21 protein-coding genes are annotated in these 22,856 nt (G+C 72.3%); 13 read left to right on the forward strand and 8 right to left on the reverse strand.

The features are described 5' to 3' along the window. Positions 1–85: 85 nt before the first annotated feature. Entirely contained in the window at positions 86–994 is a 909-nt protein-coding gene (locus OHA17_RS31790) for a 5'-3' exonuclease H3TH domain-containing protein (protein ID WP_406510866.1), read from the reverse strand. Between the two features lie 278 nt (positions 995–1,272). On the opposite strand from OHA17_RS31790, the gene OHA17_RS31795 reads away from it, so the two are divergent. The 4 genes from OHA17_RS31795 to OHA17_RS31810 all read left to right on the forward strand — a co-directional run bounded on the left by OHA17_RS31795 (position 1,273) and on the right by OHA17_RS31810 (position 5,619). Then, entirely contained in the window at positions 1,273–2,340 is a 1,068-nt protein-coding gene (locus OHA17_RS31795) for a glycine betaine/L-proline ABC transporter ATP-binding protein (RefSeq protein ID WP_398877467.1), read from the forward strand. Further along, positions 2,333–4,135, forward strand: coding sequence for an ABC transporter permease/substrate binding protein (locus OHA17_RS31800; RefSeq protein ID WP_406509383.1), 1,803 nt, complete (start codon positions 2,333–2,335; stop codon positions 4,133–4,135). Before OHA17_RS31795 ends, OHA17_RS31800 begins: the two co-directional genes overlap by 8 nt. Positions 4,136–4,348: 213 nt before the next feature. After that, entirely contained in the window at positions 4,349–4,906 is a 558-nt protein-coding gene (locus OHA17_RS31805; protein WP_398877471.1) for a helix-turn-helix domain-containing protein, read from the forward strand. Then, the gene (locus OHA17_RS31810; protein ID WP_406509384.1) at positions 4,906–5,619 is read left to right on the forward strand and encodes a helical backbone metal receptor; all 714 of its coding nucleotides are present in this window, start codon (positions 4,906–4,908) and stop codon (positions 5,617–5,619) included. The genes OHA17_RS31805 and OHA17_RS31810 overlap by 1 nt, the downstream gene beginning before the upstream one ends. Positions 5,620–5,636: 17 nt before the next feature. On the opposite strand, the gene OHA17_RS31815 is transcribed toward OHA17_RS31810, so the two are convergent. Beyond that, positions 5,637–6,755, reverse strand: coding sequence for a TDT family transporter (locus OHA17_RS31815; RefSeq protein ID WP_406509385.1), 1,119 nt, complete (start codon positions 6,753–6,755; stop codon positions 5,637–5,639). Between the two features lie 70 nt (positions 6,756–6,825). On the opposite strand from OHA17_RS31815, the gene OHA17_RS31820 reads away from it, so the two are divergent. Next, on the forward strand, positions 6,826–7,755 hold the full coding sequence (locus tag OHA17_RS31820) for a LysR family transcriptional regulator (RefSeq protein ID WP_406509386.1): 930 nt from the start codon (positions 6,826–6,828) through the stop codon (positions 7,753–7,755). 7 nt (positions 7,756–7,762) lie between these two features. Here the strand turns inward: OHA17_RS31820 and OHA17_RS31825 are convergent, their stop codons facing one another. The 4 genes from OHA17_RS31825 to OHA17_RS31840 all read right to left on the reverse strand — a co-directional run bounded on the left by OHA17_RS31825 (position 7,763) and on the right by OHA17_RS31840 (position 11,875). Beyond that, positions 7,763–8,446, reverse strand: a complete 684-nt coding sequence (locus OHA17_RS31825; protein ID WP_406509387.1) for a GNAT family N-acetyltransferase — start codon at positions 8,444–8,446, stop codon at positions 7,763–7,765. 312 nt (positions 8,447–8,758) lie between these two features. Further along, entirely contained in the window at positions 8,759–9,445 is a 687-nt protein-coding gene (locus OHA17_RS31830; protein ID WP_406509388.1) for a gamma-glutamyl-gamma-aminobutyrate hydrolase family protein, read from the reverse strand. Between the two features lie 27 nt (positions 9,446–9,472). Next, positions 9,473–10,939, reverse strand: coding sequence for an ethanolamine permease (eat, locus tag OHA17_RS31835; RefSeq protein WP_406509389.1), 1,467 nt, complete (start codon positions 10,937–10,939; stop codon positions 9,473–9,475). 183 nt (positions 10,940–11,122) lie between these two features. Then, positions 11,123–11,875 (reverse strand): FadR/GntR family transcriptional regulator, encoded by a 753-nt coding sequence (locus OHA17_RS31840; RefSeq protein WP_406509390.1) that lies wholly within the window; start codon positions 11,873–11,875, stop codon positions 11,123–11,125. Between the two features lie 77 nt (positions 11,876–11,952). Here OHA17_RS31840 and OHA17_RS31845 point away from each other — a divergent pair, with 77 nt between their 5' ends. The 5 genes from OHA17_RS31845 to OHA17_RS31865 all read left to right on the forward strand — a co-directional run bounded on the left by OHA17_RS31845 (position 11,953) and on the right by OHA17_RS31865 (position 17,829). Continuing rightward, positions 11,953–13,317: a glutamine synthetase family protein gene (locus OHA17_RS31845; protein WP_053723549.1), complete on the forward strand. Its 1,365-nt coding sequence runs from the start codon at positions 11,953–11,955 to the stop codon at positions 13,315–13,317. A gap of 8 nt (positions 13,318–13,325) precedes the next feature. After that, entirely contained in the window at positions 13,326–14,696 is a 1,371-nt protein-coding gene (locus OHA17_RS31850; RefSeq protein WP_406509391.1) for an aldehyde dehydrogenase family protein, read from the forward strand. Between the two features lie 6 nt (positions 14,697–14,702). Further along, positions 14,703–15,485, forward strand: a complete 783-nt coding sequence (locus OHA17_RS31855) for a 3-oxoacyl-ACP reductase (protein ID WP_406509392.1) — start codon at positions 14,703–14,705, stop codon at positions 15,483–15,485. Positions 15,486–15,605: 120 nt separating this feature from the next. Beyond that, the gene (locus OHA17_RS31860; RefSeq protein WP_406509393.1) at positions 15,606–16,889 is read left to right on the forward strand and encodes a haloacid dehalogenase-like hydrolase; all 1,284 of its coding nucleotides are present in this window, start codon (positions 15,606–15,608) and stop codon (positions 16,887–16,889) included. A gap of 22 nt (positions 16,890–16,911) precedes the next feature. Continuing rightward, a complete protein-coding gene (locus tag OHA17_RS31865) occupies positions 16,912–17,829 on the forward strand; it encodes a DUF2510 domain-containing protein (protein ID WP_406509394.1) in 918 nt (305 codons plus the stop codon). A gap of 52 nt (positions 17,830–17,881) precedes the next feature. On the opposite strand, the gene OHA17_RS31870 is transcribed toward OHA17_RS31865, so the two are convergent. Beyond that, positions 17,882–19,084 (reverse strand): amino acid deaminase/aldolase, encoded by a 1,203-nt coding sequence (locus tag OHA17_RS31870; protein WP_406509395.1) that lies wholly within the window; start codon positions 19,082–19,084, stop codon positions 17,882–17,884. A gap of 160 nt (positions 19,085–19,244) precedes the next feature. Between OHA17_RS31870 and OHA17_RS31875 the strand changes: the two genes are divergently transcribed. Genes OHA17_RS31875 through OHA17_RS31885 form a run of 3 tightly spaced genes read left to right on the forward strand, consistent with a single transcriptional unit; the run spans position 19,245 to position 22,284 of the window. Then, complete coding sequence (locus OHA17_RS31875) at positions 19,245–20,303, forward strand: hypothetical protein (RefSeq protein ID WP_406509396.1); 1,059 nt, start codon at positions 19,245–19,247, stop codon at positions 20,301–20,303. Continuing rightward, positions 20,300–21,508: a type VII secretion-associated serine protease mycosin gene (mycP, locus tag OHA17_RS31880; RefSeq protein ID WP_406509397.1), complete on the forward strand. Its 1,209-nt coding sequence runs from the start codon at positions 20,300–20,302 to the stop codon at positions 21,506–21,508. Before OHA17_RS31875 ends, mycP begins: the two co-directional genes overlap by 4 nt. Before the next feature lie 47 nt (positions 21,509–21,555). Further along, a complete protein-coding gene (locus OHA17_RS31885; RefSeq protein WP_406509398.1) occupies positions 21,556–22,284 on the forward strand; it encodes an SseB family protein in 729 nt (242 codons plus the stop codon). A gap of 46 nt (positions 22,285–22,330) precedes the next feature. Here the strand turns inward: OHA17_RS31885 and OHA17_RS31890 are convergent, their stop codons facing one another. Further along, positions 22,331–22,690, reverse strand: a complete 360-nt coding sequence (locus tag OHA17_RS31890; protein WP_053723556.1) for a DUF1844 domain-containing protein — start codon at positions 22,688–22,690, stop codon at positions 22,331–22,333. Positions 22,691–22,856: the final 166 nt, after the last annotated feature.

Raw genomic sequence — 22,856 nt, forward strand, 5'->3', positions numbered from 1 at the left:
CACCGTTAGTTAGGATTGCCTAAGTTAGCACCTTGAGGGCGAAAAGTGGCACCTCAATCAAGTGGCGCGTCACCCAAGTGGCGCGTCACCGGTGAAGAGTGGAGAGCAGCCGGCCCGTCGCCCCGGCCAGGCCCCACTGGGCCACCAGCTCCTCCAGGGTGGCCGGATCGAGCGGCTCCGAGGGCAGCGTGGGGTCGAACTCCGGCAGGGCCACGTCCATCGCGACCCGCACCACCTTCGGCGCGACGTCCAGGTAGTCGGCCGCCTCCAGGATTCCCCGGCGCTTGGCCGGCGTCAGCTTGGAGAAGCGGTCGGCGGCGGCTGCGCGCACCCCCGCCAGGTCGCCGTACTCGTTGATCAGCTGGGCCGCCGTCTTCTCGCCGATGCCCTTCACGCCGGGCAGCCCGTCACTGGTGTCGCCGCGCAGCGCCGCGAAGTCCGCGTACTGGTCGGGCCGCACCCCGTACTTCGCGCGGATCAGCTCGTCGTCGACCAGGTCGCAGTCGCCCACGCCCTTGCGCGGGTAGAGGACCCGCACCCCGCGGTTGTCGTCGACCAGCTGGAACAGGTCGCGGTCGCCGGTGACGATGTCGACCGGTCCCGGCGCGAGGCCGGACAGGGTGCCGATCACGTCGTCCGCCTCGTACCCCGCGACGCCGACGCGGGCGATGCCCAGCGCGTCCAGGACGTCGTCGATCACCGGCACCTGCGGGGCCAGCGTGTCCGGGGTCTCCTCCTCGTCGGGCTGCCCGGCCGGAGTCTCCTCGGCCACCCGGTGCGCCTTGTAGGAGGGGATCAGATCGACCCGCCACTGCGGCCGCCAGTCCGCGTCCATGCAGGCCACGAGGTCGTCCGGGCGGTGGTCGTGGACAAGCCGGGAGATGAAGTCGAGCAGGCCGCGCACGGCGTTGACCGGTGTGCCGTCCGGCGCCCTGACCGTGTCGGGCACCCCGAAATAGGCGCGGTAATAGAGGGACGAGGTGTCGAGGAGCATCAGGCGTCGCGTCACACCCCGATGATGCCGCACCCCACTGACAGCCACCTCACGCCGGATGCGCGCACGCGCCTGGCGCCGGAGCGAGCGTGTAGCTAGTGAATAAGTGAACTGGGTCACTGTTGTGTTTGCTCCTGGCAAAGGGGGGCAGGCGCGACGCCGGAGCGGACCCAGGTATGGATTTCAACCATTTCTCGGGCTGCGGACCGAATCCGCGCCGCTCCACGGCCCGCCCGCGGGGGAGTCGGGCCGTTTTGAGTTCTACCCGTGAGGTGTATGTGTCCAGGCTGCAAGCCGAGCAGCTCTACAAGGTGTTCGGCAGACGACCCGACGAAGCCGTCCGCAAGCTCGAAGGCGGCGCGGACCGCGACGAACTGCGGGCGGACGGGACGACCGCGGCGGTGATCGACGCCTCGTTCACGGTGGACCCCGGCCAGATCTTCGTTGTCATGGGTCTCTCCGGATCCGGCAAGTCGACCCTGCTGCGCATGCTCAACGGGCTCCTGGAGCCCACCGCGGGCCGCGTGCTCTTCGACGGCCAGGACCTGACCAGCCTGTCCGCCCGCGAGCTGCGCACGGTCCGCTCCAGCAAGATCAGCATGGTTTTCCAGCACTTCGCGCTGTTCCCGCACCGCAGCGTGCTGGAGAACGCCGCGTACGGCCTCGAAGTCCAGGGCGTCCCGCGTGCCGAGCGTGAGAAGCGCGCCGCCGAGGCCCTGGAACTGACCGGCCTCGCGGGCTGGGGCGACTCCTGGCCCGACGAGCTGTCCGGCGGCATGCAGCAGCGCGTGGGCCTGGCCCGCGCCCTGGCCACCGACGCCGACCTGCTCCTCATGGACGAGTCGTTCAGCGCCCTCGACCCGCTGATCCGGCGCGACATGCAGGACCAGCTCCTCGAACTGCAGAAGCGCCTCAAGAAGACGATCGTCTTCATCACGCACGACCTCAACGAGGCCATGCGGCTCGGCGACAACATCGCCGTGATGCGCGACGGGCGGATCGTCCAGCTCGGCACCGCCGAGGACATCCTGCTCACCCCGGCCAACGACTACGTGGCGTCCTTCATCCAGGACGTCGACCGCTCCCGGGTGCTCACCGCGCTGTCCGTGATGACCACCCCGCACCGCCCCGACGCCGGGGACTGCGACTGCGAGACCGTCCTGCCCGGCACCCCCGTCGCCGACGTGTGCGCCGTGGCCGCCCGGGTCCCGCACCCCGTCGCGGTGAAGGACATCGACGGCTCGCTGCTCGGCGTCGTGCCGCAGGAGCGGCTCATCGCCTTCCTCGGGGACGACAAGCAGGGCCCGGTCGAATGCTCGATGAAGGAGGTGGCGACGCATGCCTAGGCTCCACCTCGGCGACTGGGTCGACAGCGCCGTCAACTTCCTGCAGAGCCACCTGTCCTGGCTGTTCGACGCCATCACCCATGTCGTCAACGGCATGTACGACGGCATCAACACGGTGCTCGACGCGCCGCAGCCGCTGCTCTTCGCGGGCATTCTCGCCGTCGTGGCCTGGTGGCTGCGCGGCCTGTCCGCGGGTGTCCTGACCTTCGCCGGTTTCGCGCTGATCGACTCGATCCAGCTGTGGGACGACACCATGTCGACGCTGTCGCTGGTGCTCGTCGCGGCGATCGTCACGCTGGTCGTCGCGATCCCGCTAGGCATCTGGGCCGCCCGCTCCAAGACGGTCAGCGCCGTCCTGCGGCCGGTCCTCGACTTCATGCAGACCATGCCGGCGATGGTCTACCTGATCCCCGGCATCATCTTCTTCGGCGTCGGCGTCGTCCCCGGCATCATCGCCACCATCGTCTTCTCGCTGCCCCCGGGCGTGCGCATGACGGAGCTCGGCATCCGGCAGGTCGACGGCGAGCTCGTCGAGGCCGCCGAGGCGTTCGGCACCACGCCGCGCAACACGCTGGTGCGCGTGCAGCTCCCGCTCGCCCTGCCGACGATCATGGCGGGCATCAACCAGGTCATCATGCTCAGCCTGTCCATGGTCGTCATCGCGGGCATGGCGGGCGGCGGCGGCCTCGGCGGCGCCGTCTACCGGGCGATCGGCAATGTCGACATCGGCCTCGGCTTCGAGGCCGGCATCTCCATCGTCGTCCTGGCCATGTACCTGGACCGGATGACCGGAGCGCTCAGCCGTCAGGTCTCGCCGCTCGGCCGGCGCGCGCTCGCCAAGGCGAAGGCCGCCACCGGCGGTCTCAAGATCTGGAACTACCGTCCGCAGCCCGCCGTCGCGGTCGTCGGCGTGGTCGTCCTCGCGCTCGTCGCGGGCGGCATGAACATGTTCGGCTCCTCGGACCAGGCCACCGCCAGCGGCGCCCAGGACGTCGGCAAGGGCAAGAAGATCTCGCTCGGCTACATCCCGTGGGACGAGGGCGTCGCCTCCACCTTCCTGTGGAAGGAGCTCCTGGAGCGCCGCGGCTTCACCGTGGACGCCCGCCAGTACGAGGCCGGCGCGCTCTACACCGGCATGGCCGGCGGCCAGATCGACTTCGAGACCGACTCCTGGCTGCCCACCACGCACGCCCAGTACTGGGCGAAGTACAAGGACAAGCTGGAGGACCTGGGCTCCTGGTACGGGCCCACCTCCCTGGAGCTGTCGGTGCCGTCCTACGTCAAGGACGTCAACTCCCTCGACGACCTCAAGGGGAAGGGCGCCGAGTTCCAGAACCGCATCGTCGGCATCGAGCCGAGCGCCGGTGAGACCGGGATCCTGAAGGACAAGATCCTCAAGGAGTACGGCCTGGACGGCGAGTACAAGGTCGTCGACGGCTCCACCCCCGGCATGCTGGCCGAGCTGAAGCGGGCGTACGCCAAGAAGGAGCCCATCGTGGTTCCGCTCTGGTCGCCGCACTGGGCGTACAACACCTACGACCTGAAGAAGCTCAAGGACCCCAAGGGCGCCTGGGGCAAGGGCGACGGTGTGCACACCCTGGCCCGCAAGGGCTTCGCCTCCGACAACGCCGAGGTCGGCACGTGGCTGAAGAACTTCAAGATGGACGAGAAGCAGCTCACCAGCCTTGAAGCCAAGATCCAGTCCACCGGCAAGGGCAAGGAGCAGGACGCGGTGCGCGCCTGGCTCAAGGAGAACCCGGGCCTGGCCGACAAGTGGACTCCGGTCTCGTCGTAGCCGCCCGAGGAGGGGAGCCCCTCCCACCTCCCGTTTCCGCAGCCGCGGCCGGTCCTCCGGCCGCGGCTGCGGAACGTCGGGATCCGGCCTGATCTCCCACGGAACCCTTGGCGATCTTGGCGGGACGGTCCCCTTGGGGCCCGAAGCTGCGTAGGGTGACGTGAACGCAGCCGGTGCGGACGCGGACCGAGTGACAGGGAGGGAGCCCGGGAGATGGACGACAAGGAAACTCTTCGGGTGGGGGTGGCGGTACGGCGGCTGCGCCGCAGCCTCGGCCTCACCCTGGCCGTGGTCGCCGAGCGCAGCGGCCTTTCGGTGCCGTTCCTCAGCCAGGTCGAGAACGAGCGCGCCCGCCCCAGCGCCCGCTCCCTCCAGCGCGTGGCGGACGCCCTGAACACCACGGTCGGCGAGCTGTACGACGCCGCCGACTGCACCCGCACCGTCGACGTCGTACGGGCCGAGCCCGAGGGCGAGGAAGGACCGGGCGTGCGGGCCCTGCTGCGCGGACACCACCAGCTGCACGCGATGGAGTTCACCGGCGAGCAGGACACCGGTCGCGAGTTCCAGCACCGCAACGACGAGTTGATGTACGTGGCCGACGGGGCCGCCGAGGTGGAGGCCGAGGGCCGCGCCTACCGCCTGGAGCGCGGCGACACGCTGTGCCTGTCCGGCGGGGTGCGCCACCGCTGGCGGGCGGCGCTGCCCGGCACGCGCATCCTCGTCGTGGCGGTCGCCGACCACATTGAGGCCATCGAGGAAACCCGCCACTGATGAGGGTGGTCTCCCTCGTCCCGTCCCTGACGGAGGCGGTCGCGGTCAGCGCCCCCGGGCTCCTGGTGGGCGTGACCGACTGGTGCAGCCACCCCGCCGGGCTCGACGCCGTACGCGTCAAAGGCACCAAGAACCCGGACGTGGCCCGGATCATCGAGCTCGCCCCGGATCTGGTGATCGCCAACGAGGAGGAGAACCGGCCCGCCGATCTGGCGGCCCTCACCGCCGCCGGGCTCGACGTCCTGGTCACCGAGGTCCGCACGCTGCCGCAGGCCTTCACCGAGCTGGAGCGGGTCCTGGTCGACGGCTGCGGCCTTGCCCGGCCGGGCTGGCTGGACGCGGCCGAGCAGGCGTGGGCAGAGGTGCGTCCCGGTCCGAAACGCAGGGCCGTCGTGCCGATCTGGCGGCGCCCCTGGATGGTCCTCGGCCGCGACACCTTCGCGGGTGACCTGCTGGCCCGGCTCGGCGTGCACAACGTCTACGCCGCTCACACCGAGCGCTACCCCCGCATCGCCGTCGACGAGCTGAACGCGGCGGGGGCCGACCTGGTGGTCCTGCCCGACGAGCCGTACCGCTTCACCGCGGACGACGGCCCCGAGGCCTTCCCCGGTCTGCCCGCCGCGCTGGTCGACGGCCGCCGGCTCACTTGGTACGGCCCCTCATTGGCCGAAGCGCCGGCCGTACTCGGCGCGGCGCTTCGGAACAGTCTCTGACGGGACGTCAGGCGGGGCTACTTCTTCACGGGGGCCGCGAGCAGCTTGCCGTTGACGAGGCCTCGTACGGTGTGGAATCCGGCCACCAGCCAGGCCGTCACCAGGAGGGCGTACAGGGCGACCGCCAGCCAGTCGAAGGCGTGCAGGCCGGTGTGGTGGGCGAGGCCCTCGGCGCCGGTGACGCAGGTGCCGACGGGGAAGGTGAACGCCCACCAGGTCATCGCGAAGCCCATGCCGCGCCGCTTCGCCCGGATCGCCATGGCGGCCGCGAGCGCCAGCCACATCAGGGCGAAGCCCATCACGGGCACCCCGTACAGGACGGCGAAGGCGCCCATTCCGTTCGCGTAGGTGGCGTCGATCGCGCCGGGGGCCACGTCGGCGAGCTTGTTCACTGCGGTGGTGGACTGGCCGAGGGGGCCGAGCACCAGGAACAGGGTGGGGGTCAGGAAGAGGGGCAGCGCACCCCGGTGGATCAGGCGCGAGAACACCACGGGAAGGATGACCAGGGTGGCCAGCAGGCTCATGCCGAACATCGCGTACGAGCCGAGCAGCAGCGCCTCGCGGGCCTGACCCGCGGGCAGGTGGGGGACGAGCAGCGGGCCGAGGGTCGCCGAGACCATGGGGGCGACCACGGGGAGCAGCCAGACGGGGGATGCGCTGCCGGGAGCGACGTCGTGCCGGGCGACCATCAGGTACGGCACGGCCACGGCGGCCACCAGGCCGATCAGCGTGCCCACGCCGTAGAGGACCCAGGCCAGCGGGACGGCCGCGGTCTCGCCGATCAGGTCGGCGCCGACCGACAGCGAGCCGATGCCGACGGCCAGGAACGCCATCGACAGGCAGCCGTAGAACGGCGCGACGGTGGGGTCCATGAGGTGCGCGCGGGCCTGGTCGCGGTGGTGCAGCCAGTGCCCGGCGCGGGCCACGAGCAGCACCACGAGCATGGCCAGCGCCAGCGCCCAGATCGCCTGGAGACCGGGGACGTGGAACGGCAGTCCGGCGCCCGCGTTGGCGATGATCGCGGTGCCCATCACCGCGGCGTACCAGTTCGGGCCGAGGTGGCGCAGGGCGGGACGGCGCCGGACGGCGGCGACGGGGGGTTGGGTGCGGGGGCGCGGTTGCGCGATGGTGGCCATGAATCCAGCTTCGTACCGTCCGGAGGCCCCCGCCACGCCTGCTGGGGCTATGAGCCCATAAGCTGGGTTTATGAGCGTGAACGGTCCCGAGGACACCGCCCCCCTCGCCCACCGGGTGCCCGACCTGGGCGCGATGGAGCTGCTGCTCGCCGTCGCCCGGCACGGCAGCCTCGGGCGGGCCGCCCGCGACCTCGGCATCACCCAGCCCGCCGCGAGCAGCCGCGTCCGCTCGATGGAGCGCCTCCTCGGCGTCGCCCTCGTCGACCGCTCCCCGCGCGGCTCCCGGCTCACCGCCGAGGGCGTCCTGGTGACGGACTGGGCGCGGCGGGTCGTGGAGGCGGCCGAGGCGTTCGACGCGGGAGCGCAGGCGCTGCGCGGCCGCCGGGACTCGCGGCTGCGGATCGCCGCGAGCATGACGATCGCCGAGTACCTGCTGCCGGGCTGGCTGATCGCGCTGCGCGCCGAGCGCCCCGGCACCGCGGTCTCGCTCAGCGCCGGGAACTCGGCGGTGGTCGCCGAGCGGCTGCTCTCGGACGAGGCCGACCTCGGCTTCGTCGAAGGGCTCGGTGTGCCCGCGGGCCTGGACTCGGCGGTCATCGGCCACGACCGGCTCGTCGTGGTCGCGGCCCCCTCGCACCCGTGGGCCCGTCGGCGTCACCCGCTGCCGCCGGCGGAGCTGGCCGCGACCCCGCTCGTCCTGCGCGAACGGGGCTCGGGCACCCGCCAGGTCCTGGACGCGGCGCTCGCCGCGCACGGCGGGCTCGCCGAGCCCCTCATCGAACTCTCCTCCACCACCGCCGTGAAGGCGTCCGTCGTCAGCGGGGCCGGGCCCTCGGTGCTCAGCGAGCTCGCGCTCGGCGAGGAGCTGGCGGCCCGGCGCCTGGTGCAGATCCCGGTCGAGGGCGTACGGCTGCGGCGCGATCTGCGCGCGGTGTGGCGCCGGGGACCGCTGCCCGCGGGGCCCGCCCGCGACCTGCTCTCGCTGACCCGACCCACCTGACGAACCGTCAGGCAGGCACCAGGCGGCCGCTGTTGGCGTTCCGCCGGATGCGGGCCAGGCGCTGCTCGATGGTGTGCCGCACCATGGGCCACTCCTCGTCGAGCACCGAGTAGAACGCCGTCCCGCGGACGAGTCCGTCCAGACCCCGCGTGTGCACCCGGCGCACCCCCTCGCACACCGCGCCGAGCCGCTCGATGGCGGCCCGGGAGCGGGTGTTGCGGGCGTCGGCGCGCAGCGAGATGCGCCGCACGCGCCAGGTGTCGAAGGCGTGCTGGAACATCAGGAGCTTGGCCTCGGTGTTGATGCCGGTGCCCTGGGCGTGCGCGGAGAGCCAGGTGGCGCCGATCTCGGCCGCGTCCGGGACCGCGTCGGCGCCGCCGGTGAGCGGGCCGCGCGGCGCGGGAGGCCACACCACTGGCCCGTCCCAGTAGTCCAGTTCGCAGAACCGGGTCGAGCCGACGACCAGGCCGTCGGCGGCCCGTACGGTCGCGAACGCCAGGCTCAGCCCGGCCTCCTGGTCGGCCAGTGCGCTCTGGATGTAGGCGTGCGCCGCGTCGAGGCCGTGCGGCACGGGAGTGAAGGCGTACGAGGTCCGGTCGGCGGCCGCGGCGGCGGCCAGGGCCGGGGCGTGGGAGACGGTGAGCGGTTCGAGCCGTACGGAACGGCCCGACAGGATGACGGGTGCGGGCACGGGGCCTTCGGTCCTTCGGGGCGCGGCGGAGCCTCTCCACCGATGGGTGGCGAGAGCGGGGACACGGAGGAACACATGGTCAGGATGTTTCCGTGAAATGGCCAGGGAAGGAACGAGAGCGCGAAGAGGAACGAGCGGCCAGGTGAAGGCGAGGAGTCGCGGGGAATCCGCCTTGTGAGGGGCGGCGAGAGGAAGATACCCGGATGATCGCCCAATCGTCACCCCCTCGGAAGAGTGAGGGTCGCCGGGCGTGTCGCGCGGCCCCGGCCCGCACCGGGTCCGGGGCCGTCGCAACGGGCCTGAGCTGGGGCTTCAGCGTGTGGACGCGGCCCGTACGAGCCCCTCGGTCACGCGGGTGTCCCGGCCCATCTCCGGATGCCACTGGACGCCCAGGACCCAGCCGGGGCCGGGCAGTTCGGCCGCCTCGACGGTGCCGTCCTCCGCGTGGGCCGAGGCGATGAGGCCGGCGCCGAGCCGGTCCACGCACTGGTGGTGGTAGGTCGGCACGTCCGCGGCCTCGGGGACGAGCCCCGCGTAGAGCGTGCCCGGCACCGGCTTGACGGTGTGCTCGCCGAACACGCCCCGCCCGCCGGTGTGCCCCTCCAGGTGCTGGACCAGGGTGCCGCCGAGCGCGACGTTGAGGAGCTGGAGGCCCCGGCAGATGCCGAGCAGGGGGGTGCCGGCGGCCAGCGCCGCGTCGATCAGGGCGAGCTCCCAGGCGTCCCGCTCGCGGGCGGGGGGTCCGGTGCGGGGCGACGGCTCAGCCCCGTACCGGACCGGCTCCACGTCCGCCCCGCCCGCGATGACCAGGCCGTCCAGGCGCGCCACGACCTCGGCCGCGGCCGCCGGGCCGTCGTCGGGCGGCAGCATCGCGGCCAGTCCGCCGGCCGCCCGGACAAGCCGGGGGTATCCGGCGGGCAGCAGGGCCGCGGGCAGGTCCCACACGCCCCACTTGGCGGGCTCCAGGTACGTACTGATGCCGATGAGCGGCTTGGACACGGTGGCGGTCTCCGTTCGTTGAGCGGGTCAGTCCCGGGCGAGCTCGGCCTCGGCGGCGGCCAGGGCGGCGAACTCCTCCTCGGGCGCGTGGGCGACCAGACGGTGGCGACTGTAGAAGGCGAAGTAGGCCAGCGCGATCGCGTAGACGCCGAGTGCGATGAAGGCCGCGTCCTTGTCGACCAGGAACGTCGCGACGAGGGCGAACAGGGCGAGCACGAAGGCGACGGACGAGGTCAGGACGCCGCCGGGCGTGCGGTAGGGCCGGTCGAGGCCCGGCTCGCGGCGGCGCAGGACCAGGTGCGAGAGCGCCATCAGGGCGTAGGAGATGGTGGCGCCGAACACCGCCACGTTGAGCATCCGGCCGCCGTTGCCGCTCCAGGCAGCCAGCGCGAAGCCGAGCGCGCCCGGGATGAGGAGGCCCAGATACGGGGACTTGCGGCGGCTGGTCAGGGACAGGAAGCGGGGCAGGTAGCCGGCCCTCGACAGGGCGAAGAGCTGGCGCGAACCCGCGAAGATCAGCGAGAAGAACGACGCCACCAGGCCCGCGAGCCCCGCATAGTTGACGAAGCGGCTGAGAGCCGTGGGGCCGCCGTCGCCCTGGAGCGCCACGACCAGCGGGTTGCCCGCGTCCTTGATGGCGGCGGAGCCGTGCGCCCCGGTCGCCGCGAAGAAGGTCACCACGGCGAGCAGCACCAGGATCGACAGGGAGATGGCGAGCGCGCGCGGCATGGACCGCACCGGGTCCTTGGCCTCCTCGGCCGCCAGCGGCACCCCCTCGACGCCGAGGAAGAACCACATGCCGAACGGGAACGCGGCCCAGATGCCGAGCACGCCGAACGGCAGCCAGGAGTTGGAGCCGAGTGCGGAGGCGTCGACCGGGATGTCGTTGAGGCGGGACGCGTCGAAGTCGGTGAAGGCGCCGACGGCGAAGACCAGCAGGGCGGCGACCGCGATCGCGGTGACCACGAGGCTGAAGCGCAGCGCCTCGCCCACGCCCCACAGATGGATCCCGATGAAGATCGCGAAGCAGGCGAGGTAGACGGGCCAGCCCGAGGTGAGGCCGAACAGGCCGAGCGATTCGACGTAGTCGCCGATGAACAGCGAGATCGCGGCGGGCGCCAGGATGTACTCGATGAGGATCGCGGTGCCGGTCAGGAAGCCGCCCCAGGTGCCGAGCGCCCGGCGCGCGAAGCCGTAACCGCCGCCCGCGGTGGGCAGGATGGCCGACAGCTCGGCGAGCGAGAACACGAGACAGGCGTACATGACGCCCATCAGGACGGTGGCGACGGCGAGCCCGCCGAAGCCGCCCTTGGACAGGCCGATGTTCCAGCCGGAGAAGTCGCCCGAGACCACATAGGCGACGCCGAGCCCGGTGAGCAGCAGCCAGCCGGCGCTGCCGCGCCGCAGGGTGCGCCGGTGCAGGTAGTCGTCCTGGGCGTCCTTGGCGGACGCAGACGGTGCGGTGCGCAGATCGGTGTCGGTGCCCTCGGCCATGAGCCGCTCCAGGTGATCGTCAAGGGAGATCAGGTCAATGGTTCGGCTGCATACCTTTGCTGGAGGGCAGGGTGGAGCGCAAGGGGTGTACGTAAAACCGCGGTTACGGAAATCGCCGGTGAACGCGGGGCCGGGCGGGTTCACGTGGGTTCGGGCCGGGGTGCGTCGGCCGCCCCGGACCGCTCAGGTCAGGAAGCCGCGCAGCAGCGCCGCCGTGCCGCCGCAGTGCTCCCGCATCACCTCGCGCGCCCCGTCGGCGTCCCCGTCGAGCACCGCCTCGACCAGTGCGGTGTGCTGGTGCTGCGAGTGCTCCAGGTTGCGGACCAGGAGCGGGATGCAGTCCAGGAGGTCGTTCACGGTGGCCCGCACCGCCGCGTACTGGGCGGTGAGCGTGGGCGATCCGGAGAGCTCGGCCAGGGTGAGGTGGAGCAGGGTGTCCTGGCGGCGGTAGTCGGTGAGCTCGGCGTCGTGGGTCGCGGCGAGCGCGGCGCGCAGCCGCTCGGCGCCCTCGTCGGTCAGCCCGTGCGCCGCGCAGAGCCCGGCCGCGCCGACCTCCAGGACCTCCCGGAAGCGCAGGATGTCCTCGACGTCGACGGAGGCGATCCGGCGGCGCAGCTCGTCCTCGCCGCCCTCGGCGGCCCTGGGCAGCACGAACGTGCCGCCGTAGCGGCCGCGTCTGCTCTCCACCAGGCCCTGGTCCTGGAGCACCTTGAGGACTTCGCGCAGGGTGACCCGGCTGATCCCCATCCGCTCGGCCAACTCCCGCTCGGAGGGCAGCCGTTCACCGGGCGGGACAAGGCCCAGGCGCAGGAGCTGGAGAATCTGCTCCAGCGCTTCCTCGAAGCCGTTCCCGGCCCGTACGGTCCGCAGTACGGGGACGAGCGTGTCCGGTGTCCGGCCGTCCGGGCGGTCCGCCGAGTCGATCTTCTTCGCCACGTCGCGGATTCCCCTTCCCAATCAATGGTCTTACCCCATACCTTATGGCTCTCGGCTGACCCAAGGAGGAGCTTCCCGTGGCAGACCGCACACCCCCGCTCTCGATCGAGGAGCTGCGCGCCCTCGTCGCGAGCGGTGAGATCGACACTGTCGTCCTCGCCTTCCCCGATATGCAAGGGCGATTGCAGGGCAAGCGCTTCGCGGCCGGGTTCTTCCTCGACGAGGTCCTGGCGCACGGCACCGAAGGCTGCAACTACCTGCTCGCCGTCGACACCGAGATGAACACCGTCGACGGCTACGCGATGTCGTCCTGGGAGCGCGGCTACGGCGACTTCGCCATGCACGCGGACCCGGCGACGCTGCGCCGCGTCCCGTGGAACGAGGGCACCGCGATGCTCATCGCCGACCTCGGCTGGAACGACGGCTCGCCGGTCGTCGCGGCCCCCCGCCAGATCCTGCGCCGCCAGCTGGAGCGGCTCGCCGAGCTCGGCTACACCGCCCAGGTCGGCACCGAGCTCGAATTCATCGTGTTCAAGGACAGCTACGAGCAGGCCTGGGACGCCGGATACCAGGGACTCACGCCGGCCAACCAGTACAACATCGACTACTCGGTGCTCGGCACCGGCCGCATCGAGCCGCTGCTCCGCCGCATCCGCAACGAGATGCAGGCCGCCGGCCTGACCGTCGAGTCGGCCAAGGGCGAGTGCAACCCGGGCCAGCACGAGATCGTGTTCCGCTACGACGAGGCCCTGGTCACCTGCGACCAGCACGCCATCTACAAGACGGGTGCCAAGGAGATCGCGGCCCAGGAGGGCGTCTCGCTCACCTTCATGGCCAAGTACGACCAGCGCGAGGGCAACTCCTGTCACATCCACCTCTCGCTCACCGACGAGGACGGCCGCAACGTGATGGCGGGCGACGGGCCCGACCACATGTCGCCCGTGATGCGCCACTTCCTGGCCGGACAGCTCGCCGCACTGCGCGACTTCTCCCTCCTGTACGCGCCGAACATCAACTCCTACAAGCGCTTCCAGCCGGGCTCCTTCGCGCCCACCGCCGTCGCCTGGGGCCACGACAACCGGACCTGCGCGCTGCGCGTCGTCGGCCACGGCGCGGGCACCCGCTTCGAGAACCGGCTCCCGGGCGGCGACGTCAACCCGCACCTGGCCGTCGCCGGACTCGTCGCGGCCGGTCTGTACGGCATCGAGAACAAGCTCGAACTCCCCGAGGCCTGCACCTCGAACGCCTACGTCGGCGACTACGCCCATGTCCCCACCACCCTGCGCGAGGCCGCCGAGCTGTGGGAGAACAGTCCCATCGCCAAAGCCGCCTTCGGCGACGAAGTCGTCGCGCACTACCGCAACATGGCGCGGGTCGAGCTCGACGCGTTCGACGCCGCGGTGACCGACTGGGAGCTCCGCCGCTCCTTCGAACGCCTGTGAGGAACGACTTGTCCACCGCGTACGAGCTACAGGTACTCAACCCGGCCACCGAGGAAGTCATCGCGACCGTCCGGGGTGCCACCCCTGCCGACGTCGACGCGGCGGTCGTACGGGCCCGCTCCGCCCAGCGCGGCTGGGCGGCCGCGGCCCCCGCCGACCGGGCCCGCCTGCTTCGCCGCTTCGCGGCCGTCGTCGACGAACACATCGAAGAACTCGCCCAGTTGGAGGTCCGCGAGGCCGGGCACACACTCGGCAACGCACGCTGGGAGGCGGGCAACGTCCGCGATCTGCTCGACTTCTCGGCCGGGGGAGTGGAACGCCTGAGTGGCCGTCAGATCCCGGTCGCGGGCGGCCTCGACATCACCCTGCTCGAACCGCTCGGCGTGATCGGCGTCATCGCCCCCTGGAACTTCCCGATGCCGATCGCCGCCTGGGGCACCGCCCCCGCGCTCGCGGCCGGCAACGCGGTGATCCTCAAGCCCGCCGAGACGACCCCGCTCACGGCCCTGCGGCTGGCCGAACTCGCCCTGGAGGCAGGGCTTCCCGAAGGCCTCTTCCAGGTGCTCCCGGGTGCGGGGGCGGTCGCGGGCGACGCGCTCGTCGAGCACCCCGGCGTCGCGAAGATCGTCTTCACCGGGTCGACCCGGGTCGGCAAGCAGATCATGGCCAAGTGCGCGGACCGCGTGAAGCGGGTCACCCTCGAACTCGGCGGCAAGAGCCCCAACATGGTCTTCGCGGACGCCGACATCGAGGCAGCCGCCCTCGCCACCCCGATGTCGTTCCTCGACAACTCCGGCCAGGACTGCTGCGCCCGCACTCGCATCCTGGTCCAGCGCACGGCGTACGACCGCTTCATGGAGCTGCTCGCCCCCGCGATCGCGGAGGTCGTGGTCGGCGACCCGGCCGACGAGAAGACGCAGATGGGCCCGCTGATCTCGCGCGTCCAGCTGGACCGCGTCCGCTCCTACGTCGCCGACGACGCACCCGGCCTGCGCGGCAGCGCGCCCGACGGCCCCGGGTTCTGGTTCCCGCCGACCGTCTTGACGGGCCTCGCCGCGGACGCGCCCGCCGCCGTCGAGGAGGTCTTCGGGCCGGTCGCCGTCGTGCTGCCCTTCGAGGACGAAGCGGACGCGGTGCGGCTCGCCAACGCCACCGAGTACGGGCTCTCCGGGTCGATCTGGACCCGGGACGTGGGCCGCGCGCTGCGCGTCTCGCGGGCCGTCGCGGCGGGCAACCTGTCCGTCAACTCCCATTCCAGCGTGCGCTATTCGACCCCGTTCGGCGGCTACAAGCAGTCCGGCCTCGGCCGCGAGCTCGGCCCCGACGCCCTGACCGCTTTCACCGAAACCAAGAACGTCTTCATCAGCACGGAGGCCTGAGCACACATGACCGACGACATCATTTGCCGCCGCCTGGTCGGCCGCACCGCCGTCATCACCGGGGCCGGCAGCGGCATCGGCCTCGCCACCGCCAGGCGGCTCGCCGCCGAGGGCGCCAACGTGGTGTGCGGCGACATCGACGAGAGCGCCGGCAAGGCCGCCGCCGAAGCGGTCGGCGGCACCTTCGTCAAGGTCGACGTCACCGACCAGGAGCAGGTCGAGGCGCTCTTCAAGACGGCCTTCGACACGTACGGCAGCGTCGACATCGCGTTCAACAACGCGGGCATCTCGCCGCCCGACGACGACTCCATCCTCACCACCGGGCTCGACGCCTGGCGCCGGGTCCAGGAGGTCAACCTCACCTCCGTCTACCTGTGCTGCAAGGCCGCGCTGCCCTACATGCAGCGCCAGGGCCGGGGCTCCATCATCAACACCGCCTCGTTCGTGGCGATCATGGGGGCTGCGACCTCGCAGATCTCGTACACCGCGTCCAAGGGCGGCGTGCTCGCCATGTCGCGCGAGCTCGGCGTGCAGTTCGCCCGCGAGGGCATCCGCGTCAACGCGCTCTGCCCGGGGCCGGTCAACACCCCGCTGCTCCAGGAGCTGTTCGCCAAGGACCCGGAGCGGGCCGCGCGCCGCCTGGTGCACATTCCGGCGGGCCGGTTCGCCGAGGCCGACGAGATCGCCGCCGCGGTCGCCTTCCTCGCCAGCGACGACGCGTCCTTCATCAACGCCACCGACTTCCTGGTCGACGGCGGCATCGCCGGGGCGTACGTCACCCCCCTCTAAATCCCGCCAACCCCCGTTGTTCACCTGGGGGCCACGCACACGGCAGCCGGGCGTCGCACGACGCCCGGCTGTGCTGTCTAACGTCCGCGATGATCTTCCCGACGACAGGAGCTCCTCAGCGTGTCCAAGTCCAGCACCGTCCGCCGACTGCCGGTCCTCGCCGCGGCCCTCTCCATAGCCGCCGGCGGCCTCGTCGCCGCCCAGCCCGCCGAGGCGCGGACGCCCCACTGCCCCCGACTGACCATCTCCGACGGGTGGTACGGGGACAACCAGGACCGGATCCAGGACCTGATCGACACCTACGGAAAGTGCGGAGCGGACGCGGGCCACGGCAAGAAGCCGGTCGCCGTCTTCGACTGGGACAACACCGTCGTCAAGAACGACGTCGGCGACGCCACGATGTACTGGCTGCTGCGCAACTCCAAGATCCAGCGCCCGGCGCGCGGCGACTGGCACACCACCAGCCGCTACCTGACCGACGACGCGGCGAAGTCCCTCGCCGCCGCCTGCCCGGTGGGCAGCTCCCAGACCCTCCCCACCGGCACCGACACCAAGTGCGCCGACGAGATCCTCGCGGTGTACGGCGACGGCAAGACCGGCAAGGGCGCCGCCGCCTTCGCCGGGTACGACCGCCGCACCATCGAGCCCTCGTACGCCTGGCTCGCCCAGCTCCTGCACGGCTGGACCCCGGCCCAGGTCAAGTCCTTCGCGAGCGCGGCCCGCACCGAGAACCTCAACGCCCCCGCCGACGCCGTCCAGACGGTGGGCAGCAACACCAAGGCGACGGCCTGGGCGCGCTACTACGACCAGCAGCGCGACCTGATCCGTACGCTGAAGAAGTCGGGCTTCGACGTCTGGATCACCTCGGCCTCGCCCGAGCCCGTCGTGGATGTGTGGGCACGTGGCGCGGGCGTCGACCCCGACCACGCCATCGGCATCCGCTCGACCACCGACCACGGCCGCATTACTTCGCATCTCAAGGGCTGCGGTTCGGCCAAGGACGGCGACGACTCGGTGATCACCTACATCGACGGCAAGCGCTGCTGGATCAACCAGGAGATCTTCGGCGTGCGGGGCGCGGCGGCCGAGAAGGTACAGCCCGCCGCCAGGCGCCAGGTGTTCGCGGCCGGCGACTCCGACACCGACGTGTCGTTCCTGCGGGACGCGACCGGCCTGCGGCTCGTCCTGAACCGCAACAAGAACGAGCTGATGTGCCGGGCGTACGACGACAGCGACGGCCGCTGGATCGTGAACCCGATGTTCATCGAGCCCAAGGGGCAGAAGACGGCGGCCTACCCCTGCGCGACCACCGGCTACACCGACCACGACGGCACCCCGGCTCCCGTGCGACGTGCGGACGGCTCCGTGGTGCCGGATCAGCGGGACTCGGTGTACGGCGGCTGAGCCCCGGTTCTAGGGTGTGTGCATGACCATGACGACGCCGCCCGGCTGGTACCCGGATCCGGGCGTGCCCGGCACCGAGCGCTGGTGGGACGGCGCCGCCTGGACCGACCACACCAGAGCGCCGGGCGGGCAGGCGTTCGCGCCGCCCGAGCCCGTCACCGTGGTGGCCGCGCCCGCCGTCCGGCGGCGCGGCCCGCTGGTGGCCGTCGGCGCGACCGCCGTGGTGCTGGTGGCCGCGATCGCCGTCGGGGTCGCCGTCCTCGGCAAGGGGGACGACACCCCCCACACGACGAGCGCGAGCAAGAGCGCCACGGCTCCGGTGGCGGTCAACTCCCCTTCCAGCAAGCCGAGTTCGGGGGCATCGGGCGACCCGCACGCCCTCGTCGACCAGCTCAACGGCATCACGCTGCCGATCCCGGACGGCTGGGAGAAGACGGACGACGCGGTGACCGGTCTCGTCACGATGGCGACCAAGGACACCTACAACTGCCCCGGCGACTCCGGGTTCTGCCACCACGGCAAAGTCACCACCTCGACGGCCACCATGACCGACCTCAAGACCGCCGAGGCCGTCGCCAAGAACGACATCACCGACGCCGCCAACGACGCCTACGACCACGACCCGGTCGGCGCCCGCCTCTACAACGGCATCACCTCGCACCGGGAAGTGAAATCCGGCTCCGTGGTGGTCGACGGCCGCACCGGATACCTGGTGCGCTGGGAGGTCAAGACCGGTGCGGGGCCCGGCGGTTACGTCGAGTCGCTCGCCTTCCCCTCGACGGTGGGCAGCGAGGCGATGGTCATCGCGCGGTTCGCCTTCGACGCGGGCAAGGACGGCCCGCCGCTCGCCCTCATGGACACCATCACGCGGGGCATCGCGCCCATCGGCGGCAGCCAGAACGGCGGGGTCGGCAGCAGCCTGCCCCCGCCATCGCTGTGAGCCGCCCGTGAGCTAGGGCCTGTCCGGCGGATCTTGTCGGCACACGGGGGCCCTAGAGGAACGTGCAGCCCTCGCCCCGGTACGTCGGCACGGCCGCCGTCACCCGGTCGCCCTCGACGAGCTGCAACTCCTCGAAGCGCTCGCACAGTTCGCCCGCCTTGGCGTGCCGGAACCACACCTTGTCGCCGATCAAGAGATCGTCCGCGGCGGAGCCGAGCAGCGGCGTCTGCACCTCTCCCGCGCCTTCCTGCGGGTCGTAGCGCAGCCCCTCCGGCAGATACGGCACCGGCAGCCGGTCCGGTCCGGCCGCGCCCGAGGCCGGGTACCCGCCGCCGAGCACCGTGACGACGCCGACGCCCGGCCGGCGCACCACCGGCTGGGCGAACAGCGCCGCCGGACGGCCGCTGAACGACGTGTAGTTGTCGAAGAGCCGCGGCACATAGAGCCCCGAGCCCGCCGCGATCTCGGTCACCGCCGCCTCGGCCGCCGTGTGCTGCACACTGCCGGTGCCGCCGCCGTTGACGAACTCAAGATCCGGCACGACCGCGCGCACCGCGCGCACCACCTCGGCCCGCCGCGCGGCCAGCTCCTTGCGGGCCGCGGCCTGCATCAGCCGGATCGCGCGCGAGCGCAGCGGACTGCCCGCCACCGCGTCCCCGACCCCGGCCACATGACCCTCGTACGCCATGAGCCCGACAAGACGGAACCCGGGCCGCCGGGCCACCGACCGGGCGAGCTCCGCGAGTTGGGCGGGGGAGCGCAGCGGGGAGCGGCGGGCGCCGACGCGGACCCGGCCGCCGAACAACTGGAGCGAGGTGTCGAGCTCCAGACAGACCCGCACCTCCAGGCCGTCGCGCTCGCGAGCCCGGTCCACGAGGTCGAGCTGCGCCGGGTCGTCGACCATCACGGTGATCGCCCCGGCCAGCTTGGGATCCGAGGTCAGCTCGGCGAACCCCGCCCGGTCCGCGGACGGATAGGCGAGCAGAACGTCCTCGAACCCGGCCCGCGCGAGCCACACCGACTCCGCGAGCGTGAACGACATCAGACCGGCGAACCCCGGCCGGGCGAGCACCCGCTCAAGCAGAGCGCGGCACCGCAGCGACTTGCTGGCGACCCGGATCGGCTTGCCGGCCGCCCGGCGGACCAGATCGTCCGCGTTGGCGTCGAACGCCTCCAGATCGACGATCGCGACGGGCGCATCGAGATGAGCGGTCGCCCGGTCGTACCGGGCGCGGTCAGCGGCGCGGGGAGTCATGGCGGAAGCCTGCCAGAACCGGTTACCACAAGGTAGGGGAGGACCGGTGCGGATGTGGAAGCCGGACGGCCGGTCTGCGGCCGCACAGGATCAGCCCGTAGAGTGACGCCCGAGCGGCAACGGGCTGAGCTGGACGGCAAGAGGGGTTAGAGGGGGGCGGATGACCACCGACGCGCGACCCCCGGGCGCCCCTCAACTGCCGCCGCCCGCACCGCAATCCGAGCCGTCCGAGGCTTTTGCGCCGACCCCGGCCCCGCTGCCGCCCGCGCCCGAACCCGCGAGCCGGCTCCGCTCGGCGCTCGACCTGATCGATCCGGGACCAGTCCTGCCGAACACCCCCATACCGCCCAGGTTTTCGACGCCGCCGCCCCCCGAGATACCCCCGCTGCCGGCCGCCCCGCCGAAGCCGCTGCTCCCCCCGGAACCGCTGTCCGACGAGCCGGGCCCGCTGCGGCCGGTGCCGGCCCGCAGGCCCGGGCGCGTGGCGGCCGCCGCCGTCTGTGTGGTTCTGGGCGTCGGACTGATCGGCGGAGCCGCCGCGGGCACCTGGCTCGACGACGACTCCGACGGGCCCGCGGCCCGCAGCAACTACACCGCCGCCCGCGACCTGTGGCACAGCGTGCCCGTCGACACCCTCTTCCCGCGCACCATCCGGGGCACCGGCGCGGGCCCCGGCGGCGCCGACCGCGAATGGACCCGCATCGGGGTCGCCCCGGACGGCGACTGTGCGGGCGCGCTCGACCCGCTGCTCCTCAAGGTCCTTCAACCGGTCGGCTGCGCCCGCATGGTGCGCGCCACCTATGCGGACGCGACCGCCACCAGCGTGACCACCGTCGGCCTGGTCTTCACCCAGGCCGAGCCCGCCGCTATGACCGCCCTGGCGCACCGGTTCTCCACCGAGAAGCTGGGGGACCGCCCCGATCTGATGCCGCGCACCTACCCCGTCAAGGGCGGCGTGGCCGCGGCGTTCGGCGACAAGCAGCGCGCGAGCTGGACGGTGCGGGTCCTCACCGACGCCCCCGTGGTCGTCACCGCCGTCTCCGGCTTCGCCGACGGCCGCGCCGTCACCACCCCCCAGTCCGCCGAACAGGCCACGGCCGACGGCGCGAGCGGCCCCGCGGCCGAGGCGGGCCTGGGCCACGACGCCCAGAGCATCGCCGACAACGTCGAACGCGGCCTGCGCAAGAAGGCCGCCGCAAGCCCGGAGCCCGCACCGTGACCAAGCCATCCGTGACCGGGCCGTCCCGCCGGCCGCGCCGCACCGGCGCCCTCGCCTCGGCCGCCGCGCTCACCCTGCTGCTCAGCGCGGCCCCGGCCCACGCCGACGGCATCCGCGACCGCCAGTGGGAGCTCACCGCCATGCACACGCAGCAGGCGTGGCGTACGACCAAGGGCAAGGGCATGACGGTCGCCGTGCTCGACACCGGCGTCGACGGCAGCCACCCCGACCTCGCCGGGCAGGTGCTTCCCGGCAACGACCTCATCGGCTTCGGGGCGGGCCAGGGCAGCCGCGACTGGGCCCGGCACGGCACCGCCATGGCCGGCATCATCGCGGGCCACGGCCACGGCGCGGGCAACCAGTCCGGAGTGCTCGGCATCGCGCCCGAAGCCAAGATCCTGCCGGTCCGGGTCATCCTGGAATCCACCGACCCGGCCCGCAAACAGGCCCGCGAGACCAAGGGCGGCGCGCTCGCCGACGGCATCCGCTGGGCCGCCGACAACGGCGCCGACGTCATCAACCTCTCGCTCGGCGACGACAGCGCCTCCGCCCACCCCGAACCCGCCGAGGACGCCGCGATCCAGTACGCGCTCGGCAAGGGCGCCGTCGTCGTGGCATCGGCGGGCAACGGCGGAGACCAGGGCGACCACATCTCCTACCCGGCCGCCTACCCCGGCGTCATAGCGGTGGCCGCCGTCGACAAGAACGGCACCCACGCCTCCTTCTCCACCCGCCGCTGGTACGCCACCGTCAGCGCCCCCGGCGTGGACGTCGTCATAGCCGACCCGGACCGCAAGTACTACGAGGGCTGGGGCACCAGCGCCGCCTCCGCGTTCGTCTCCGGCGCGGTCGCCCTCATACGCTCCGCGTACCCCGGCCTCAGCCCGGCGCAGATCAAGAAGCTCCTTGAGGACACCGCCCGCAACGCCCCCGAGGGCGGCCGCGACGACGCCCGGGGCTACGGCATGATCGACCCGGCCGCGGCGCTGACCGCCGCCGCCAAGCTGAAGCCCGCCGGCCTGCGCTCCGAGTCCGCGGCGTACGGCACGACGTACTTCGGCGGCGGCCCCGACGCGCCCGTCGCCTCCGACGACCCGGCGAACTGGCTGGCCCCGGTCTCCGCGGGCGGCGGCCTCCTGCTGCTCGCGACCGGCGTGGTCCTGTGGCGCTCGACCCGGGTCAGGACCCCCCGCGAGTGGCTCTGAGCCGGGCCGTGGGCGGGCGCGCGAGAAGCCCCGGCTAGGCTCGTGACGTGGCGCTCAAGAACATCCCGGATTCCGGCTTCTCCGACGACGACGGCACTGCCGCCCCCGAACTGACCGAAGCGCTGGCCGCCTGGGCCAAGGACAGGGCGGCCGAACCACGCGTGCTCGGGGCCCTGCGCACGGCACGCCTGCTCGTCCCCGTCGTCGCGATGCTCGGCGAGAGCGAGATCGACGAAAACGGCCTCAAGCGCGAGAAGACCAGCGACATGGCCGTCCCCACCCTGAAGGCCGGCGACCGCACGGCGCTGCCCGCGTTCACCTCCATCGAGGCGCTGGCCCTGTGGGACCCCGAGGCCCGGCCGGTCGCCGTCCCGCTGCACCAGGCGCTCGCGGCAGCCGTGCACGAGAAGGCGGACACCGTGGTCATCGACCTCGCGGGCCCGGTCGCCTACGAGCTGAAGGGCGCGGCTCTGCTCGCCCTCGCGGAGGGCCGCAGCAGCGCGGACCCGCTCCAGGACCCGTCGGTGATCGAAGCGGTGCGCTCGGCGGTGGCCGCCGTTCCCGCGGTCCTTCGGGCCCACCTCGGCCCCGGCAGCGCGGACGGCACGATCGCCCTGGTCCTCGCCGACGGCGCGGCGCCCGCCGACACGGCCCGCCGAGTGGCCGAACTGATCGCTGCGGACGAGACCCTGCGGGCCCGGCTCGTACGCGGCCTCGACCTCGCGCTGCTGCCGACGGGGGCCCCACAGCCGAACGAGCCGCTCTTCACCCGCTGAGGGGGAGGAGCGGCCCGGTTCCGTTCGTAAAAGAAAAAGAAGAGGCTCAGCCGAAGACGGCGCCCGTGTACTTCTCGCCCGGACCCTGGCCCGGCGCGTCCGGCACGATCGACGCCTCGCGGAACGCGAGCTGCAGCGACTTGAGGCCGTCGCGCAGCGGGGCGGCGTGGAACGACGAGATCTCGGTGGCCCCTGCGTCAAGCAGACCGGCCAGGGCGTGCACCAGCTTGCGGGCCTCGTCGAGGTCCTTGTACTGGTCGCCCTCCTCGGTCAGACCGAGCTTCACGGCGGCGGCGCTCATCAGGTTCACGGCGACCGTCACGATCACCTCGACCGCCGGGACCTCCGCGATGTCGCGGGCCATGGTGTCGAAGTCTGCGGGCTCATTGGGGGGCGTCTCACTCATGCCCACACGATATGCGGTGCGCGCCGCTCCTCTTCCCGCGCACTCGATTAGCCCCTCTGTCCGGATCCTGCTAACCTTGTGTAACGACCGGCCAGGCACGTGTGCCCGGCCCACAAGTGGAGGCTCCGATCTCCCACCCGACCACCCTCAGGGGCGGCGGGTCATC

Source organism: Streptomyces sp. NBC_00212 (assembly GCF_045206365.1).
Classification (GTDB): Bacteria; Actinomycetota; Actinomycetes; order Streptomycetales; family Streptomycetaceae; genus Streptomyces.